Origin of the sequence: Aminobacter sp. Y103A (assembly GCF_030294925.1) — a bacterium.
GTDB classification, from domain to species: domain Bacteria; phylum Pseudomonadota; class Alphaproteobacteria; order Rhizobiales; family Rhizobiaceae; genus Aminobacter; species Aminobacter ciceronei.
This window is the reverse complement of sequence record NZ_AP017987.1, coordinates 50,717-68,477: the sequence shown is the minus strand read 5'-3', so window position 1 is coordinate 68,477 and position 17,761 is coordinate 50,717. Positions and strand designations below refer to the sequence as shown.

Sequence of the window (17,761 nt, the reverse complement as noted above, 5' to 3'; positions counted from 1 at the left end):
CTTACTTCTTGATCGAAGCGTTCCAGAAATAAGGCCACGGAGCGGGATCCACGCCCTGGAGCTTGTTGGAAATCGAGCCCACGGCGTTGAAGTTGCCGATCTTGATGAAGGGCACGTCGCCGTAGATGACCTTCTGCACGTCGGCCCAGAGGGCCACACGCTTGGCCGGGTCGACTTCGGCGGTGAAGGCATCGACCGCTGCCTTGCGTTCCGGCGTGTCCCACCAGCCGGGCGCCGTCGTCGACAGCGAACCGATCAGAGCCGGCTCCGGCAGGAACGGGCTGTGGGTGATGTAGATGTCCCAAAGGCCCTTCTCGGCGCGGCGCTGGGTCAGCGTCGCCCAATCCACCACCTGCAGATCGACATTGAAGCCGGCGAGCTTGAGATACTCGGCGGCGACCTGCGCCATCTTGTAGTGGAACTCGTACTGGCGACTGGTCAGGATACGGACAGGCTCGCCCTTGTAGCCGGCAGCCGCCGCAGCAGCTTTGGCGCCTTCCGGATTGGCGACGTTGTAGTTGCCTTCAACGCCGGCATCGGTGCTCCAGGAGAAACTCGCCGGATAGATGTTGCCTTCGAGCCCGTAGAAATCGGTGCTGCCGAAAGCCGCAGCCAGCATGTCTTCCATACTGAGCGCTTGGCGGATCGCCTTGCGGACTTCGACGTTCTTCGCCGATCCCTCGGCCGTGTTGAAGACGAACACCGGATAACCGAACGGCTTCAGCACGATCGGCTGCGTCGCGGCAGCACCCTTCAGCTTGTCGAAGGATTCCACCGGCAAAGCGTCGACATAATCGTACTGGCCCGAGACGGCGGACTCAACACGGGTGTTGGCGTCGGGCACCGGCACGAAGCGGATTTCGTCGAGGTAGGCATGGCGAGCGCCGCCATAACCGTCGCTCGCTTCCGATCGCGCCGTGTAGCCGTCGTAGCGCACGAGCTGGATGTACTGGTCGGCCTTGCGCTCCTTCAGCATGTAGGGGCCGGTGCCGACAAACTCGGCCATCGTGTCGGCCTGCTTCTCGGACGGAATGATGATCGCGGCCGAGTTGTTGAAGGCGAGCAGCGAGGCCAGCGGCGCATAGGGCTGCTTGAGCGCGATGGTGACGGTCGACGGATCGGTAGCAGTGATCGAGGCAATGAAGTTGCCGGCCTGCTTGCCACGCGAGGCGAGCTTGACCCAGCGGTTCAGCGAGGCGACGACGTCGGCCGAATCCATGTCGGTGCCGTCGTGGAACTTGATGCCCTGGCGCAGCTTGATGGTCATGGTCTTGCCGTCGGCGCCGATCTCCGGCAGCGCCTCGGCGAGAAGCGGGGTCACGGTCCATTTCTTGTCGAAAGTATAGAGCGTCTCGAACATATGCTGCGTGACGATGCCGACCAGGTCGGCAGTCGACGTCATCGGATCGAGCGTCGGCGGCTCGCCAATGGTGGCGACATTGATCACGCCGCCCTTTTCTTGCGCCATGAGATAACCCGACTGCGCCAGCAGAAGTGCTGCAGCCAAGGATGCAAGTTTCAGCTTCATTGAACGTCCTCCCTAACGTATTCCATTTTTATGGAATATAAGCTGTTATTAGAGAGTACATGAGCGATTTCTGCTGTCAATGCCCGTGACGAAGAAGCTGGGAATCTGGGTACAATGCCAAGTATCTCTGGCATTTTTCACAACCCATCCATCCAGTTTCTTTGAAAGAAATGCCTCGATGAAGGGAACCTTGAATTTTCTGGGCTACGACAAGGTCGACGACACACTTTACGAATTGTCGTCCAACGCCCGTTCATCTTGAAGCCATCAGGCCTTCCAACATCGATACCGACTGGGGCTTTCCAGCACACAGACATGGATCCACTCTTGTCTCCAGCCCCGCGTGAAGGGCGGCTGTTTGTGCTGGCATGACGGGCATGGAACCGGTAGCCGAACCAGGCACAGGCGACCTAGCCCGCCCCCGTCGAAGCCGGCATCGCTTCGCGAGGATCGCGGAATGCTCGCCTCCCCGGCGCCAGGCGCAGACATCCTGAGTGGTCACCCCCACCGCGCGATTGGAATGCTGCGTTTGGTCTCCGTCACAAGCTCACGACATAATGCGTGCGCATTGTCCTTGGCTCGCGCTTGGTGATCCTCAGCAAGGCCCCGGCCTCGTCCAACGCATTTACCTGGCGCAACACCAGCGCGTGCGCGACGCCAAAGATGCGGGCGAAGCTGCGGCCGTCATGGGCGATGTCCATCTCGTCTGCCGCGACAACGGCAGCCTGGAGTTTGCTAAGATCGGGATATACCTGCAGGACCTGCTCCACTGCCGCCATGAAGGCGCCATCACTCACGACACCTGGGCCTCGCGGAGCCGGAACGAAACCATGATCGACTTGGATGTCGGCGTGGCGCTTTCGATGCCGGCGCTGGAGAGCGGCACGAGCACGTTGAGCTCGGGATAATAGCCGGCAAGGCTACCGCGCGGGACGTCGTAGGGCACGAAGCGGAAATTGCGGGCGACGCGCTCGATACCGTCATCATGCGCACCGACGACATCGACGCGGTCCCCTGCCCGGGCACCGATCGCCTCGAGGTCGTCCGGATGGATGAAGATCACCTCCCGCTCGCCATAGACGCCGCGATAGCGGTCGTCGAGGCCGTAGACGGTGGTGTTGTACTGGTCGTGCGAACGGAAGGTCTGCAGCGCGAAGCGTCCACCGCTCTTGCGGGCGCGCTGATGCACCGTCTCCTCCGGCAGCGGCCCGGCGGCGAAGGTCGCCTTGCCGGCCTGCGTGTTCCATTCCCGATGCGCCGCGGCATTGCGCAGATGGAAGCCGCGCGGCTTGCGCAGCCGCCTGTTGTAGCTGATCCGGTTGAACCCGGCGGTCACAACCGCCGGACACCTATTTCACGAAGGCCTTGCCCAGTCCCATGGCCCGTTCGACGACCATGATGACGCCAAGCGTCAGCAGGATCAGCAGCGCCGAGGCTGCGGCCACCAGCGGGTCGGCCTGGTTGTAGACATAATTGTAGAGTTCGACCGGGAGCGTGCTGATGCGCGGGCCGGTCAGGAACAGCGTGATCACCACCTCGTCGAAGGAGACGAGAAAGCAGAGCGCTGCAGCCGCGACGATGCCGGGAGTGAGCATCGGCACCGTGACGCGGAAGAACACTGTCAGCGGCTTGGCGCCGAGCGTGCGTGCCGCCTCCTCGCAGGCCCTGTCCTGGGTGCTGAGCGACACCGCCAGCACGCGCAGCGCATAGGGCAGTGTCACCACCAGATGGGCAAACACCAGTCCCTGCATCGTCGCCAGCAATCCGAAGGAGGCAAAGACGATCAGGATGGCGAGGCCGAGCACGATGGTGGGCAGAAGCAGCGGCGCGGTGAACAGGTTGAACAGAAAATCCCGCCCAAGAAACTTCAGCCGCGTCATCACATAAGCCGCCGGCACGGCAATCACGATCGACAGCGCCGTGACGATCGCCGCCAGCGACAGGCTCGTCCAGAACGCCTTCAACATCTGGCTGTTGGCAAACAGCGCCTCGTACCAGCGCGTCGACCAGAAGGTCGGTGGGAAGCGCAGCACCTGGTCACCCGAAAAAGACAGCGGGAAGACGAGCAGGACGGGCGCAAGCAGATAGGCAAACAGCACGAAGACGAGGATGCGCATCGGCCAGGATGTCTTGTGGATTTCCATGATGCCCTCCTCAGTCCAGACGCCGCAGCACGGCGGAATATGCCCAGAGTGCCGCCCCGAAGACGATGAGCACCAGGATCGACAGCGTCGAGGCCAACGGCCAGTTGAGCGTCACGATGGCCTGGTCGTAGATCTCGGTGGCGAGCAGGAAGACGCGGCCGCCGCCCATCAGCTTGGGCGTGATGAAGGACGACACTGCGAGCACGAAGCACAAGAGGCAACCGAGGGCGATGCCGGGCAATGTCAGCGGCAGGATCACCTTCAGGAAGGTCCGCGACGGAGTGGCGCCAAGCGTCCGCGCGGCCTCCTCAACGCGCGGGTCGAGCCGCCCGAAACCGGCCATCAGCGCCAAGATCATGTAAGGCATCAGGATCTCGGTCAGGCCGATGAAGACACCCTTGATGTTGAACATCAGGCTGGGCGCCGGCAGTCCGACGCCCTTGATGGCGCTGACCACCGGGCCGTCGTCGACAAGAATGGCAATCCAGCCATAGGTACGCACAACCGCCGAGGTAAGCAGCGGCGAGATGACGAGCACGGTGAGGAAAGTCCGCCACGAGCCGGTCGACCGATGCAGGTAAAGCGCGATCGGATAGGAGACGACCAGCGTCGTCAGCGTGATGGCGAGGCTGATCCAGACCGAGTTGAAGACCAGTTCGAGATAGAACGGATCGCTCAGCAGCCCGGCCCAGTTGTCCCAGGTGAAGACGTTCTCGATGCCGCCGCCGATGCGCGACTTGTTGAACGAATAGCGAGCGAGGTTGAGCACCGGCAGGATGAAACCGATCGCATTGATCAGCGCGATCGGCAGGAGCAGCATGACGGCCAGTTCGCCGTTGCGCCATTGGCGCGGGAGGGTGGCTGCCGCGCTCATTGGCCGCCGCCCGGATAGACCAGCGTGTCCTCGGCCGACCAGCCGAGCACCACACTGTCGCCGACGCCGACCGGCCTGCGCTCGCGCCGCGTCGCCTCTTCGACCACGATCTCGTCGTCGCCGACACGAACCCCGTACTGGACGAGGTCGCCGACGAAGGTGAGGCCCGACACTGTGCCCTTGACCTTGTTGTCGGCTTCCCTGGTGTCGCTCGCCTGACCCTGGAGATGGATCCGGTGCGGCCGCACGAGGACCTCGACAGCCCCGGGGGCAACCGTGGTGGCGGAGCGGAGCTGTTGTCCGGCAGCCGAGAGGACGCCATCCGACCCGATCTTGCCCTTGAGCTTGTTGGTGCGGCCGACGAAGTTGGCGACGAAGGCCGTTGCCGGCCGCTCATAGACCTCGGTCGGCGTGCCGAACTGCTCGACATGACCGTTTCGCATGACAACGACGCGGTCGCACATCGACAGCGCCTCAACCTGGTCATGGGTGACGAACACCGCGGTGATGCCGCTCTCCTGCTGCAGGGCGCGGATCTGGACGCGCATCTCGTCTCGCAGCTTGGCGTCGAGATTGGACAACGGCTCGTCGAGCAGAAGGATCGACGGCTGGATCACCAGCGCACGGGCAAGTGCTACGCGCTGCTGCTGGCCGCCCGAAAGTTCCTTGGGCTTGCGGTGGGCGAGATGGCTGAGTTGCACCATTTCGAGCGCCCGGCCTGCCCGCTCCTCCGCCTCGCGTCCCGAGACATTGCGCATCTGCAGACCGAACTGGACGTTGCGCGAGACGTTCATGTGCGGGAACAGGGCGTAGCTCTGGAACACCATGCCAATGTCGCGGTCATGGATGGGAAGGCGCGTGATGTCGCGCCCTCCCACCACGATGTGGCCACGGGAGGGCGTGTTGAGCCCGGCGATGATCCTGAGCGTCGTGGTCTTGCCGCAGCCGGACGGGCCGAGGAACGCAACCATTTCACCTTTGCGGACCGAAAGATCGAGCGACGGGATGACATTGACATTGCCGAAGCTGACGCCAATGTTTTGCAGCCTGAGATGCTCTTCGGGGGCGGAAGAGACGGGCATGTGCGACTCCCGGACCAACATCAGCGGCTGAGCGGGATGACGCGGCGGCGCCACTGCTCGGTGATGGCCTCGCGGATCTTGGCGACCTCGAGCCAGTTGATGGCGATCATCTTGTCCATCACGCCGGCCGCCGTGCGTTCGAGCGCCTTTTCCGAGATCAGTGCGGCGGCCTTCGCGTTGGTCGGCGCATAGAACATCTGTTCGGTGAACGCCGCCTGGGCCTCCGGGCTCAGCGCATAGTCGACGAACTTCTTGGCGCTTTCGCTCGCTGGCCCGCCCTTGACCAGGCCGATGACGTTGATCTGGAAGCCGCTGCCTTCCTGGGGCAGCACGACGCCGAGCTTGCCGGCCGACAGGTCGGAATAGACCTGGGCGCGTGCGTTCCAGCCGATGCCGATGGCAGCCGTGCCGCTGGAGATGGGCTGGTAGACGTCGGGGCGCGGTTCCCAGGTCTGGACATTGGGCGCCAGTTCCTCGAGCCGCTTGATGCCGGCGTCGACGCTCTGGATGTAGTCGGTGCCGCCGGCCATCTTGTCGGTAATGATGGTCAGCGTCGTGCCCTGGATGTCAGGCACGGCTGGGATGGAGACCTGCTTGGCGTATTGTGCGTCCCACAGCGCATTCCAGGAGGTCGGTGCTTCTTTCACCTTGTCGGTATTGTAGAGCAGGACAAGGTTGTCGAAGGTCACGCCGACGGCGTTGACGCCGTCGGCCCTGGCCTGCGGGTAGAGGTCGGCGAGGTGCTTGGTGACGGTCTCGTCCATCGGGGCGAAGATGCCCTCATCGGTGGCAGCCTTGGCCACCGAGACGTCCATGATGGCGATGTCGATCTGCGGCGCGCTGACCTGGGCGCGGAGCGTGCCGAGCATCTGGGCCGAGTTCGGCATGCCGTAGAACTCGACCTTGACGTCGGGGTTGGCCTTCATGAAGGGCTCGACGACGGCCTTCACGTAGTTTTCCTGGAAGATGCCCGAATAGGCGGTGAGTACCACCGTGTCGGCCATCGCCGCCGATGCGGCGATGGACATGGCAAGCGCTGTCAGGCTCACGCCGGCGGCGCGTTTGAATGCAGTCATCAGATATTCCTCCGTTCCTGAACCGAAATTGTTCCCGTTTGTCGATATTGGGCCGCGTCAGGCGGCCGAGGCGTCCACAATCCTGGTGGCGCCTGAGATGTCCGGCAGCTTCTCGCCGTTGCGCAGCCGCTCGAGCAGGACGAGCTCGTTCTGCTGCATGCCGATGGCCTTGTCGGCCGCCCATTCGGCCTTCGCGGGATCGAGCACAAGGACGCCGCTCTCGTCGGCGATGATGGCATCGCCCGGGTTGACCGTCTGGCCGCCGACCGACACCGGCACGTTGATCGCGCCTTCGAGGCCGAGGATCTTTGTGGTGATCGGCGACGGGCCGCGGCACCACATCGGCAGATCGACCCGACGGATCTCCGAGAAGTCCGTCGCCGGGCCGTCGATGACGGCGCCGACGATGCCGCCGAGCTTCATCGAATGAGTCACCACGCCGCCCCAGCAGGCGTGCTTGTTGTCGCCGCAACGGTCGACGACGACGAAATCGCCCGGACGGACCAGCTTGGTGAGATAGTGCAGGATGGTCGAGTCGGCATGAGGCAGGCGCACGGTCACGGCAGTGCCGGCGATGCGCTTCTCCGGCAGCACGGCGCGCAGCTCGCGATCCATGAAGCCCGAATGCAGGAAGTGGCCGACGGTAGCTGTCTCGACCTGCTCCATCTTCTTGATGAGGTCAGGCGCGATCTGCTGCGGCATGGCATTGACGACGAACATTGGGGGGCAGCTCCTTAGAGGACGTGGTGCTGGGCGACTGGCACGTCGCGGCGAACATTGGCGACGCGGTTCAGGTCGACCGTGGCGGTGGCCGAACCAACGCCGTCGGAGCACTGGGCGACCATCAGGCCCCAGGGGTCGATGACCATAGAATGGCCCCAGCACCATTTCTTGCCTTCGGCATGGGCGCCGGTCTGGCCGACGGCGACAAAATAGGTCTGGGTTTCGACGGCACGGGCCCGGGCCAAAAGCTCCCAGTGATCCTTGCCCGTCATCAGCGTGAAGGCGGCCGGCAGGACGATGACGTCGGCACCCTTGTCGCGCAGGGCACGGAACAGCTCGGGGAAGCGGATGTCGTAGCAAATGGCGCAGCCGACGGTCGTGTCGCCGACCTTGTAGGTCACCACGTCTTCGCCGCGGCTGATCGTATCGGACTCGCGGTAGGAGACGCCGCCGGGCGTGTCGATGTCGAACAGGTGCATCTTGCGATATTTGGCGATCTCCTCGCCCTTCGGCCCGAATACGACCGTCGCATTGTAGTGGTTGTTGCCGGCCTTCTCGACCATGGAGCCGCAATGCAGGGTGACGCCGAGTTCCCGCGCCAACGACGCCATCCGCTTGTAGGAAGCCCCGTCGGGGAAATATTTGCCGCTGCCATGGACCGCGTCGCGACCCTCGCCGAGGAAGGCGAAATATTCGGGCAGCACCACCAGCTCCGGCTTCTCCGCGGCGACCACCTCGCGCACCAAACGCTCGGCATCGTCGAGGTTCCGCGCCTTGTCGGAACCGGAATTCATTTGCACCATACTGATCTTCATCGAAGTCCTCCAAGTCTCATCTGGAGGTATCGTCAGGCCTCGGCGAGGTGATGACAAACGATAAAGAATTGTCGTCCCCGATAGAAAAAACTTGTGCACCCAAGGCTACGCCGAAACGCCCATCGTGTGCAGCGACGCCTCTCGCGCGATCACCGAAAGCATTGATGGAATTAGATTTTCAGGATCATCGGCATAGACGGCATGGAGCTTGAGCGCCGGGAACTGCGGCGTGATCGAGAGCAGCTGCAGCACGCCCGACGCGATCATCGGCGCCACGAGCGGCAGCGGCAACAACGCGACGCCGACACCATCGCAGGCGAGCCGCGACATCGCCGAAAGCGAGTTCGAATTGGAGATCACGGGGGGCGACACACCCAGTTCCTCGAACTGCCGGAGCAGCCAGATATGCGGCACGCTGTTGCGCGAGAAGGTCAGCACTGGATAGGCGCGAAGGTCCTCCAGATTGAGCCTGCTGTCGCCAAGACCGAAAGAGGGCGCGGCGACCCAGACGCATTCCATGCTGCCGAGGTCGATGTTCTTGAGGCCCGGGCTCAGCACCGGGCCCATCAGCAGCGCGAGGTCCAACCGCCGCTCGCTCACCTCGCGCCCGATCGCCAGCGACGTGTCGACATTGAGATCGAGCCCGAGCGAGGGAAAACGCTCCTTCACGCGTTCGATGAAGTTGGGCAGCCAGGCATGCACGATCGAATCGATGGTGCCGATCGTCACCGTTGCCCTCAGCTGCTGCGGGCTGCCGATCGCCACCTTGAAACTTGTCGCCGCCTTGAGCAGTTCCTCGGCCGGCTGCAACGCCCGCTGCCCGATCGTCGACAGCCGCACGCCACCGGGCAAGCGCTCGAACAGCTCGCAGCCATCTCGGCTTCCAGGCTGGCGATGCGATTGGAAACGGCCGCTTGCGTCGCGTTCAGCCGATCAGCCGCGGCGCGAAAGCTCCCCAGCCGGGCGACCCAGACGAAGGTTTCGACGAAGCGCAGGTTCATCGCCGATCCATAGTCCAGCCAATCGGCCAAGACAAATCAAAGTCGGCACTTCGTCACCATCGCGCCTGTAGCTGCTCGACATACGAGAAGTGGCGATCACAAACCGCTGTCGCCGCAGGTCGGCACCCAACTGGTCAGGCACTTTCAGCATAGCATTTCGACAATGCCCTGCATCAACGTGCGTTCCAGCGCCAAGCGGCCAGAACCGCTCACAAAAAAGACCCGCGGCAACACCGCGGGTCCATAGTTTTGGCATATCCGAGTACACTGGGAGCCCCTCACCAAATCCGGACGGCCGCCGGAGGGGACACTGTCAGCAAGGCAGCTTGTTCTAGCCGCAGCGGCGCATCGTGGACGGGGCGTTCTGGAAGAACCGATCGTCGCCAGCGGGAGCCCAGGCGAGATTCCCCTGCTGCTCGACAAGCTCTCGAGTATTTCAGATCTGGCGCGACATTTGAGTTTCAGTCATTCGCTTTGCCGGCTCCAAAACCCGGGCGCGCAGTCAGCTCTGCTGCAGACCGGTGATCATTGCGATGATCTCGTTCTTGTCGGTCTTCTTGGTCTCGCGCACGCCGATCTGCTTGCCGCGGCGGAGCACGCAGATGCGGTCGGAGAGCTTGAAGACCTGATCGAGGCTGTGGCTGATGATCAGGACGCCGATGTTGCGGGTCTTCAGCGAGGCGACGATCTCTTCCACCTTGGCGGTTTCCGCGACGCCAAGCGCGGCGGTGGGTTCGTCGAGCAGGATCAGCTTGCTGGCCCAATGCGTCGCGCGGGCGATGGCGACACCCTGACGCTGGCCGCCTGAAAGGTCGCGGATCGTTGAATGCGCGGAGGGGATGCGGACATCGAGTTCCGTCACCAGCTTTTCCGTCTCGGCGATCATCCGGCGCCGGTCGAGAAGGCCTAAGGCATTCGTCGGCTCGCGGCCAAGGAACATGTTCATATAGACCGTCTGCTGGTCGGCGAGCGCGAGGTCCTGGTAGACGACCTCGATGCCATGCGCACGCGCCATCGTCGCATTGGACATGGCGACGGTTTCGCCCTCGATTGCGATCGACCCGGAAGTCGGCAGGTACACGCCCGAGATGATCTTGATCAGCGTCGACTTGCCGGCGCCGTTGTCGCCGACCAGGGCGACGATTTCGCCTGGATAGACCTCCAGCGAAAAGTTCTCGATGGCGACGATGCCGCCGAACGTCTTGCGGATATCTTTGAGCCCAAGAACGGGGCGGCCGCTGACGGCAGCGTTCGTGTTCATGCTCTGCCCTCTTCGATCGGCCAGGCGGTGGTTTCGCCGAATGAATTCTCGATGCTCTCCACCTTCGGCACGCCTGACGAAATGCCGGACACACCGACGACATAGGCCCGGGTGACAAACGCTTGTCCGCGGAATCCGAAGACGGCCGTGTCGCCGGGCTTTGGCGCGCCAGGGCCGGTTGCGTCGATCATCGCGTAGTAGTCGATGGCCGAGGGCGGCGGGATTTCGACGCTGCGCAAGGCGCCTGCCGCGACCGTCGGCTCGTCGGAGACGATGGCCTTGACGTCGTAGTCCGGGAAAATCGGGTCGATGTAGAAGCCACCACCGAAACAATAGGCCTTGCCGCCCGAGAGGTGGGAGACTTCGGTGAGATAGAGCATGGCGGGCAACTCCGGCAGGTCATCCACGACATGAAGGGCCGTGGTGCCATGCAGGCCATTGCCAGGCTCGCATTGCGTGGCGCCGGCTTCTGCCAGTGCGGCAAGCAGCACGCTTGAGGTCGTGCCGGGAGCGTTGACCTCGATATTCCGGCGCCCAACCCTCGCCAGCGCCTCAGCGGTTTTCGTCAGCGTTGCGAGATTGGGCGTCGGCAGGACCTTGCGGGCCTGGTGATCGAAGAGCAGCGCCGGGAAGGTGGTGATGCCGGCGAAACGGCCGCCATCAAGGCTGTCGAACATGCCGGCGACCTCAACGACGTCGGCCGCCTCGAACCCGCCTTCGTGCCCGCGGTAGAACGTATCGCCTTCGGCATGGATGCGGGCGAGCAGGTTCTGTACGCGCCCGGCAACCTTGGCGCCGGCTGCGGCCTCGCGCGCCTTTGTCTCATTGAACACGGTCCAGTAATCCGGCTGAAGCACCCTTGCAGCACCATTGGCCTCGTGGCGGGCGACCTGCTGGAGATGGCCGAGATGGCCAAGCTTGAGGCCGGCCCTGTGGGTCGCCTTGGCACAGGCCATATCGACGGCCACGGAACGCTCGATGCCCCCGCGCAGGATCGCCTGGCAGGCCGAGCTCGAGCGGCCGAACTGCTTGGTCATGGCAAAGATCTTCAGGCCGAGCCGCGTCGCCTCGTCCTTGAGGACACCGGCGTTACGCTCGATGGTATCGAGGTCGATCACATAGGCATTGGCCGGGATCTTGCCCTCGCGGTGAAGTTTTTGCGCTGCTTCGACGAAGCCTGGATTGCGCCGGCGCAAGACGTCGAGAAACATTCGATCCTCCTCAGCGGGACTTTTCGCGCAGCGACACGGCGACTGCGGCAAGAATGATGAGACCGCGAACGATCATCTGGTCGGAAACGGAAAGGCCCATCAGGATGAGACCATTGTTGAGCATGCCCATCATCAGCGAGCCGACGAGCGCGCCGATGATCGAGCCCTTGCCGCCATTGAGCAGCGTGCCACCGACGATGACGGCAGCGATGACCGTCATCAGGTCGGTCTCGCCGAGCGTGTATTTCGCGGCTTGCAGGCGACCGGCATAGAGCAGGCCGGCAAGGCCGGCGAGCGCACCTGAGATCATCAGTACGGCAAGCCGCATCTTCGGCACCGAAATGCCGGAAACACTGGCCGCCCGGGCATTGTCGCCGATCGCCAGGACATGCGCGCCGAAACGGGTTTCACGATACAGGATATGACCGAAGGCGACCGCAATCGCCGTCCACCAGATGAGCGACGGAATGCCGAGCAGCGATCCGGAACCGAAGAAGCCGGTGAAGGCCTCATTAGTGACGGGAATGCTGCGCAGGTCTGTCATCGATCGCGACACACCGGCAAACAGTCCCAGCGTCGCAAGCGTGACAAGGAAGGACGGCAGCCTGACATAGGCGACGAGCACACCATTGACGAGGCCGATCAACAGGCCGCATCCGAGCCCCGCCAAGACGCCGGGGACGAGGCCGTAACCCTGCATGGTGACCGCGGCAGCAAGCGCTGCCACGGCAACCGTCGAGCCGATGGAGAGGTCGATCTCTCCCGCCGACATGACGAAGACGAGGCCGATGGCCATGATCGTCACCGGCGCGGTCTGCAGCACGATGTTCGAGAGGTTGCGGACGGTCAGGAACCCGCTGTCCTTCAGCACGATGGCGAAGAACAGGAAGATCGCCAGGAAGCCGACGTAGACGACATATTGCTGCAGGTTGACGCGGCCGGCCAGCCCCGCCGCGCGGACCGCGGCACCCTGATTGGTACTGGACATGATTTATCTCCGTGAATGAGAGCCGACCGGACGTGGCTTATTTCAGGGCATCGGCAATGGATTGCGGGACGTCCTTGTTCAGCGACGTCTTCCAGCCCTCCTTCACCGTGTCCTTGGTGACGGCTAGGGAATCGACGACGAGAAAGGGCGCAGCCTCCTTGCCGAGCATCGCGCCGGCCGCCGAGCGGGCTGCGGTTACGCCGATATTGTAGGCCTCGTCGGCGATCAGCGCCGCGACGCTGCCGCCCTTGACCATGTCGAGCGCCGCCGGCTCATTGAGGTCGAGGGTGACGATCCTGGTGTGGCTGTTGCCTGCCGAGCGCAGCGCGGACAGTACGCTCAGGGCCGGCTCGGCCCAGGTGACGTAGATGCCGTCGAGGTCGGGGTGCTGCGTCACCATCGCCTGGGCGATCTCCTCGCTGCGGGCGGGATCGGCCATGCCCTGCTCGGCGACGATCTTCATGTCAGGATAGTCCTGCTCGATGGTCTTCTTGAAGGCCTGGTCGCGCTGGTTAGTCACGTAGAAATCGGCGTCATGGAAGATGTAGCCGACCTTGCCCTTCTTGCCCAAGGCGTCGGCCATCGCGACGGCGGCCTTGCTGCCCATCTGGAACAGGTCGTCGGAAACGATCGTCACATAGTCCTTGCCATGTTCGTAGCCGGCCGGCGAATTGTCGACGAAGGCGAGCTTGACCCCGGCGGCGCGGGCTGGATCGTAGACGGCGGCGGCGCTGGCCGGATCGACCGGAAGCGACACGATGATCGATGGCTTCTTGGCCAGCACCGTCTCGACATCGGCCTTCTGGCGCGCGCCGTCAAAGCCGGCATCGGTCTGCGCAACGACCTCGATGCCGAGGCGCTTGAATTCGTCCTGGGCACCGGCATTCACCGCATTGGTGTATTCGCTCATCTCGTGCCAGACGAGGGCAGCGGTAAACCTGCCATCCTTGATGTTCTGTTCTTCCTCGGCTGTCAGTGTGACGGTGCTTGCGGCCGTCGGCCCTTCGCCATGCGGTCCTGTCGTCGCGCCGTCTGCCGCGTAGGCGTGAGCGCCCAGAAGGCCGGTCATCAAGGCCAGTGTCGTTGCAATGCGCATGGTTTCCTCCCGTGAAAATGCGATACTCGGGTTACGGGACTGCGGCGGCCTGGCGCCGCCGCAGTCAGGCGGTCACTTCGCTGCGTCGAGCACCGATTGCGGCGCGTCGCGGTTCAGCGAGTCTTTCCAGCCTTGGGACACATTGTCCTTGGTGACCGTCAGCGCCGGGGCAACGACGAAGGCCGGCGTCTGCTGACCGAGCAGCGACTTCATGCCGGCAGCCGCCATGGCGCGGCCGAGTTCATAGGCCTTGTCGGCGACCAGCGCCGTCACATTGCCGCCCTTGACCATGTCGAGGGCGACCGGCTCGGCGAGATCGAGCGTGACGATCTTCGTCTTGGTGTTACCCGCGCCGCGCAGCGCCGCCAACACGCCGTCCGCCGGCTCGGCCCAGGTGACGTAAATACCGTCGAGATCCGGATTTTTCAGCAGCATCGCATTGGCCAGCTCCTCGGCGCGCGCCGGATCGGAAATGCCCTGCTCCGCGACGATCTTGATGTCAGGATAGTCCTTCTCGATGGTCGACTTGAATGCCTGGTCACGCTGGTTGGTGACGTAGTAGGTGGCGTCGTGGAAGATGTAGCCGACCGTACCCTTGCCGCCGATGGACTTGGCCAACGCATCGGCCGCCTGCTTGCCCATCTGGTAGAGGTCGTCGGTAACGACCGCGGCGTAGTCCGTACCGTGCTTGTAGTCCTTTGGCACATTCGACAGGAACACCAGCTTGGCGCCGTCGGCGACGGCCTGGCGGAACGCTTCGGCCGACGTCACCGGATCGAGCGGCAATGCCAGGATGACGTTCGGCTTGGCGGCAAGTGCTGTCTCGATGTCGCTGCGCTGGCGCGCGGCGTCGAACTGGGCATCCGTCGTCACGGCAATGTCGATGCCGGCGCGCTTGAACTCATCGGTCGCGCCCTGGCCGACCGCATTGGTGAAGTCGGACGAGGTGTGCCAGAGCAGTGCTGCCTTGTAGCCCTTGTCCTTCAGCGCCGCGATGTCAGCGTCACTGAGCGTGACTTCGGAACTCGGCGTTGCTGCCTCACCGGCCGGGCCGACGGTCTGGCCAATGGCAGTTCCGGCGCTCATGATAAGACCGGCCGTCAAGGCTCCGGTCAGCCATTTTGTCATCTGCATGGTCTCACTCCCTTTGGTTCGGATGGTTCAGTCAACTGTTCCGCAAAAACGCGCCATGAAGGCCGCAAAGCCGATGACGCCCGCGAGAAATTCTTCGATCTCGACGTGTTCGTTGTAGGTGTGGCAATTCCGGATATCGCCGGGCGCGCAATAGACCGCGGGGATACCGAGCCGGTTCACGAAGAAGGGCGATTCCGACCAGAACGGCGCCCCTTGAACGGTGCCGCGCCCGGACAGCGCGCTACCGATCGCCTGCGACAGCATCGCGACCTCAGGGGAGCCCACATCAATCTCGGCTGCCGTACCGCCGAGTGCATGGTCTCGACCGGCAGGGTAGGAAAAGTCCACCGCGATATCCGGGTCGTCGATGGCGCCACGCACGGCGGCTTCGATCTCTGCGGCTGCCTGGTCGAGCGACTCGCCCGGCAGAAGCTTGCGGATCAGCGACAATTCGCATTTTTCCGGGACGGCGATGTAACCGCCACCGCTTAGCCCGGTGATCAGCAGGAAGGAACGGCCGACAAGCGCGTGCTCGGCGCGAGCGGAAATTACGTCGGAGTGTTTCCACAGTGCGCTCATCGCCGCGTGGCTGGCGCGCAGCGCATCCTTGCCGAGTTCCGGCACACCGAAATAGGCCGAGCGCCCAGTGATGGTAATGTCGGTGATGAAGAAGCCGATCTGCGCCGGGTAAACGGCAAGCTGCGTCGGCTCGACATAGATGACGAAATCAGGCCGCTCGACCTCGCCGGCCTCCATGCGTGCCACGTAGTCCTTGATGCCGGCCGAGACGCCGGTGCCCGGCTGGCCGCTCTCCTCGTCGCCGACAAAGGCGAAAGAAACGTCACCGGCAAGCTGGATACCTGCCGCATCGAGAAGCGCCATGGCAGCAAGCGACGAAGTGATGCCGGCCTTGAGGTCGCCTGCCCCACGGCCCCAGATCGCGCCGTCGACGATGGCCGCGCCAAAGGGATCCTCACGCTCGGTACCGGCCCAGTTTTCGCGCCAGCCATCGACATGGACGACGTCGGTATGGCCGATGAAGAGCAGGCGTTTGCCGCCGCCGGCGCCTTTGCGCTCGCCCCAGACATTCGGCCGCCCGGGCAGGAAATCTGCCGTCGTCACGTCGGAGAGGCCGAGCTTGCGCATCGCGTCGGCAAGATAGGCGACGACATTGGCCTCGTTGCCGGTGATGCTGTCGCGATGGATCGCGCCGCGGAACAGGTCGATGGCTGCATCGCCATCGAGTGCCGCGCGAAGACGGCCGAAAAGGTCGCTTTCTACCGTCATTCTGCGGCCTCCTGGGGGGATTCCGCGCCGGTAGGCGGAAGGGAAAGGCCGGCATTCGGCGTTGCGACGCCGAAGAGCGTGTTGTGCAGCTGGCTGAGGCCAACCGCCGTCGCCCCGACAAGTGCCGCCCGCGCCCCAAGTTCGCCGGAGACGACGTCGACCGGGTAGGGAAAGCACTGCGGCAGGAAGTGGCGTGCGCGCTCCAGGATTTCTGGTCGAAGGCCGATGGAGCCGCCGAGGATCACGAGTTGCGGGTTGGCAATGGCGCAGATAGCGGCAATGCCGCAGGCGACCTGGCGCGATGTTTCGTCGATGGCGGCAACGGCCGCTGCGTCTCCGGCTGCGGCGCGTTCAAATATGACGGGAACGCTGATGTTCTCGCCGGTGGCAGCTTCGTAGCGCTCGATGATACCGTGCGTGGCGACCGCGCGTTCATAGGCACCGACCCGAAGCGACTCCGGATCGAATGGATTGGCGCCAATCGGCAGGAAGCCCATTTCGCCGGCCGCGTTGGCCGCGCCGCGCACGAGATTGCCTCCAAGGATGAGCCCGCTGCCGATACCCGTGCCGAGCGCCACATAGGCAAGATTGTCGATACCCTGCCCCTGGCCTTGCCAACTTTCGCCGAGTGCCGCGAGGTTGACGTCGTTTTCAAGAACGACGTCGAAGCCAAGCGCTTGCCTGAAGGCCTCCAGCACATCCATGGTGTCGAAATCGCGGATATTCGGCGCAAGCAGCACCCGGCCGGTGCGGTTGTCGGGCGCACCGGGAACGCCCACGACTGCAAGCCGCAGTTTGTCACGCGCCACCTTGGCCCTTTCACCGGCCGAAAGCGCCATACCGGCGATCTGCGTGACGAGCGGCCTGCCTCCGCGCAGATCAGTCGGAGCTGTATCTTCGATGACGATCTGTCCGGCAAGATCGGTCACCGCCACACGAACCTTGGTGCCACCCAGGTCGACGGCGACGATGAAAGCGGCATCGACGACCAGCTCATAGGTAACTGCCGTACGCCCGACATGACCACTCGTGCGCCCGGTCTCGCGCACCCAACCGCCATCCTCCAGGTCCCGGACGATTTCGGATATCGTTTGCTTCGAGAGCCCCGTCAGCTTGGCGATGGAGGCGCGCGAAATCGGCCCACCCTGAACGATCGCTTCCATGACGGAGCGCTGCGAGAATTGCCGGGAGATACGAGGTGCATCGGTCATATCGGCTCTATTAGTTCGTTCTGTCACCGAACTAAATGTCAATATACGTGCTTCGTCAAGATGATTTCAAACTGTGTCGCCAGGCGAAGGCTTGCCTCCTCCTTCGGCGCCAGTCCGCAGTGCGGCGCGAGCGCAGACCGACCTGGCTGCAGCTCCGCCAACACGGGTCTTCCAGTACGACCGGCCCGAAAGGCTCTTCAGGATGGGCGATGATGTCGCGTTCGAGATCGGCGATCTCAGTGTCCGATTACGCCGTCCGCATCCGGTAACAACGACGAGCGGATGGAAGAGTTGTCGAAATCGTTGACGGCGTTGGCGCAGTAGTCGTCA

At 63.5% G+C, this 17,761-nt stretch carries 15 protein-coding genes and 2 pseudogenes; all 17 read right to left on the bottom strand.

The features are described from left to right. Position 1 precedes the first annotated feature (1 nt). A complete protein-coding gene (locus Amn_RS27875; protein WP_192320555.1) occupies positions 2-1,528 on the bottom strand; it encodes an ABC transporter substrate-binding protein in 1,527 nt (508 codons plus the stop codon). 539 nt (positions 1,529-2,067) lie between these two features. Continuing rightward, positions 2,068-2,325 (bottom strand): hypothetical protein, encoded by a 258-nt coding sequence (locus Amn_RS27870; protein WP_286298861.1) that lies wholly within the window; start codon positions 2,323-2,325, stop codon positions 2,068-2,070. Continuing rightward, a pseudogene (locus tag Amn_RS27865) lies at positions 2,322-2,840 on the bottom strand (molybdopterin dinucleotide binding domain-containing protein); the annotation flags it as partial. The pseudogene Amn_RS27865 and the gene Amn_RS27870, both read right to left, overlap by 4 nt. 37 nt (positions 2,841-2,877) lie before the next feature. After that, on the bottom strand, positions 2,878-3,672 hold the full coding sequence (locus Amn_RS27860) for an ABC transporter permease (RefSeq protein WP_192320558.1): 795 nt from the start codon (positions 3,670-3,672) through the stop codon (positions 2,878-2,880). 10 nt (positions 3,673-3,682) lie between these two features. After that, a complete protein-coding gene (locus Amn_RS27855; RefSeq protein ID WP_192320560.1) occupies positions 3,683-4,546 on the bottom strand; it encodes an ABC transporter permease in 864 nt (287 codons plus the stop codon). Beyond that, a complete protein-coding gene (locus Amn_RS27850) occupies positions 4,543-5,649 on the bottom strand; it encodes an ABC transporter ATP-binding protein (RefSeq protein WP_286298856.1) in 1,107 nt (368 codons plus the stop codon). The genes Amn_RS27855 and Amn_RS27850 overlap by 4 nt, the downstream gene beginning before the upstream one ends. Further along, the gene (locus Amn_RS27845) at positions 5,649-6,704 is read right to left on the bottom strand and encodes an ABC transporter substrate-binding protein (RefSeq protein ID WP_192320564.1); all 1,056 of its coding nucleotides are present in this window, start codon (positions 6,702-6,704) and stop codon (positions 5,649-5,651) included. Before Amn_RS27845 ends, Amn_RS27850 begins: the two co-directional genes overlap by 1 nt. Before the next feature lie 57 nt (positions 6,705-6,761). Further along, positions 6,762-7,424 (bottom strand): RraA family protein, encoded by a 663-nt coding sequence (locus tag Amn_RS27840; protein ID WP_067967307.1) that lies wholly within the window; start codon positions 7,422-7,424, stop codon positions 6,762-6,764. A gap of 14 nt (positions 7,425-7,438) precedes the next feature. Beyond that, positions 7,439-8,242 (bottom strand): carbon-nitrogen hydrolase family protein, encoded by an 804-nt coding sequence (locus Amn_RS27835; RefSeq protein WP_286298854.1) that lies wholly within the window; start codon positions 8,240-8,242, stop codon positions 7,439-7,441. A gap of 105 nt (positions 8,243-8,347) precedes the next feature. After that, positions 8,348-9,243: pseudogene (locus Amn_RS27830) on the bottom strand (LysR family transcriptional regulator). 502 nt (positions 9,244-9,745) lie between these two features. Continuing rightward, positions 9,746-10,504 (bottom strand): ATP-binding cassette domain-containing protein, encoded by a 759-nt coding sequence (locus Amn_RS27820; protein WP_286298850.1) that lies wholly within the window; start codon positions 10,502-10,504, stop codon positions 9,746-9,748. Further along, positions 10,501-11,715, bottom strand: coding sequence for an alanine racemase (locus tag Amn_RS27815; protein WP_286298845.1), 1,215 nt, complete (start codon positions 11,713-11,715; stop codon positions 10,501-10,503). Before Amn_RS27815 ends, Amn_RS27820 begins: the two co-directional genes overlap by 4 nt. Before the next feature lie 10 nt (positions 11,716-11,725). Then, positions 11,726-12,703: an ABC transporter permease gene (locus tag Amn_RS27810; RefSeq protein ID WP_067967298.1), complete on the bottom strand. Its 978-nt coding sequence runs from the start codon at positions 12,701-12,703 to the stop codon at positions 11,726-11,728. 37 nt (positions 12,704-12,740) lie between these two features. After that, a complete protein-coding gene (locus tag Amn_RS27805; RefSeq protein WP_263008195.1) occupies positions 12,741-13,799 on the bottom strand; it encodes a substrate-binding domain-containing protein in 1,059 nt (352 codons plus the stop codon). Positions 13,800-13,871: 72 nt separating this feature from the next. Beyond that, positions 13,872-14,927, bottom strand: coding sequence for a substrate-binding domain-containing protein (locus Amn_RS27800; RefSeq protein ID WP_286299072.1), 1,056 nt, complete (start codon positions 14,925-14,927; stop codon positions 13,872-13,874). 33 nt (positions 14,928-14,960) lie between these two features. Next, entirely contained in the window at positions 14,961-16,220 is a 1,260-nt protein-coding gene (locus Amn_RS27795; protein ID WP_286298840.1) for a M20 family metallopeptidase, read from the bottom strand. Continuing rightward, positions 16,217-17,431: an ROK family transcriptional regulator gene (locus Amn_RS27790; RefSeq protein WP_286298839.1), complete on the bottom strand. Its 1,215-nt coding sequence runs from the start codon at positions 17,429-17,431 to the stop codon at positions 16,217-16,219. The genes Amn_RS27795 and Amn_RS27790 overlap by 4 nt, the downstream gene beginning before the upstream one ends. Between the last annotated feature and the right edge of the window lie 330 nt (positions 17,432-17,761).

Bases quoted from the DNA above. Each gene is read 5' to 3' on its own strand.
- Amn_RS27875 (WP_192320555.1), bottom strand. From the start codon at position 1,528: ATGAAGCTGAAACTTGCATCCTTGGCTGCAGCACTTCTGCTGGCGCAG.
- Amn_RS27860 (WP_192320558.1), bottom strand. From the start codon at position 3,672: ATGGAAATCCACAAGACATCCTGGCCGATGCGCATCCTCGTCTTCGTG.
- Amn_RS27855 (WP_192320560.1), bottom strand. From the start codon at position 4,546: ATGAGCGCGGCAGCCACCCTCCCGCGCCAATGGCGCAACGGCGAACTG.
- Amn_RS27850 (WP_286298856.1), bottom strand. From the start codon at position 5,649: ATGTTGGTCCGGGAGTCGCACATGCCCGTCTCTTCCGCCCCCGAAGAG.
- Amn_RS27845 (WP_192320564.1), bottom strand. From the start codon at position 6,704: ATGACTGCATTCAAACGCGCCGCCGGCGTGAGCCTGACAGCGCTTGCC.
- Amn_RS27840 (WP_067967307.1), bottom strand. From the start codon at position 7,424: ATGTTCGTCGTCAATGCCATGCCGCAGCAGATCGCGCCTGACCTCATC.
- Amn_RS27835 (WP_286298854.1), bottom strand. From the start codon at position 8,242: ATGAAGATCAGTATGGTGCAAATGAATTCCGGTTCCGACAAGGCGCGG.
- Amn_RS27820 (WP_286298850.1), bottom strand. From the start codon at position 10,504: ATGAACACGAACGCTGCCGTCAGCGGCCGCCCCGTTCTTGGGCTCAAA.
- Amn_RS27815 (WP_286298845.1), bottom strand. From the start codon at position 11,715: ATGTTTCTCGACGTCTTGCGCCGGCGCAATCCAGGCTTCGTCGAAGCA.
- Amn_RS27810 (WP_067967298.1), bottom strand. From the start codon at position 12,703: ATGTCCAGTACCAATCAGGGTGCCGCGGTCCGCGCGGCGGGGCTGGCC.
- Amn_RS27805 (WP_263008195.1), bottom strand. From the start codon at position 13,799: ATGCGCATTGCAACGACACTGGCCTTGATGACCGGCCTTCTGGGCGCT.
- Amn_RS27800 (WP_286299072.1), bottom strand. From the start codon at position 14,927: ATGACAAAATGGCTGACCGGAGCCTTGACGGCCGGTCTTATCATGAGC.
- Amn_RS27795 (WP_286298840.1), bottom strand. From the start codon at position 16,220: ATGACGGTAGAAAGCGACCTTTTCGGCCGTCTTCGCGCGGCACTCGAT.
- Amn_RS27790 (WP_286298839.1), bottom strand. From the start codon at position 17,431: ATGACCGATGCACCTCGTATCTCCCGGCAATTCTCGCAGCGCTCCGTC.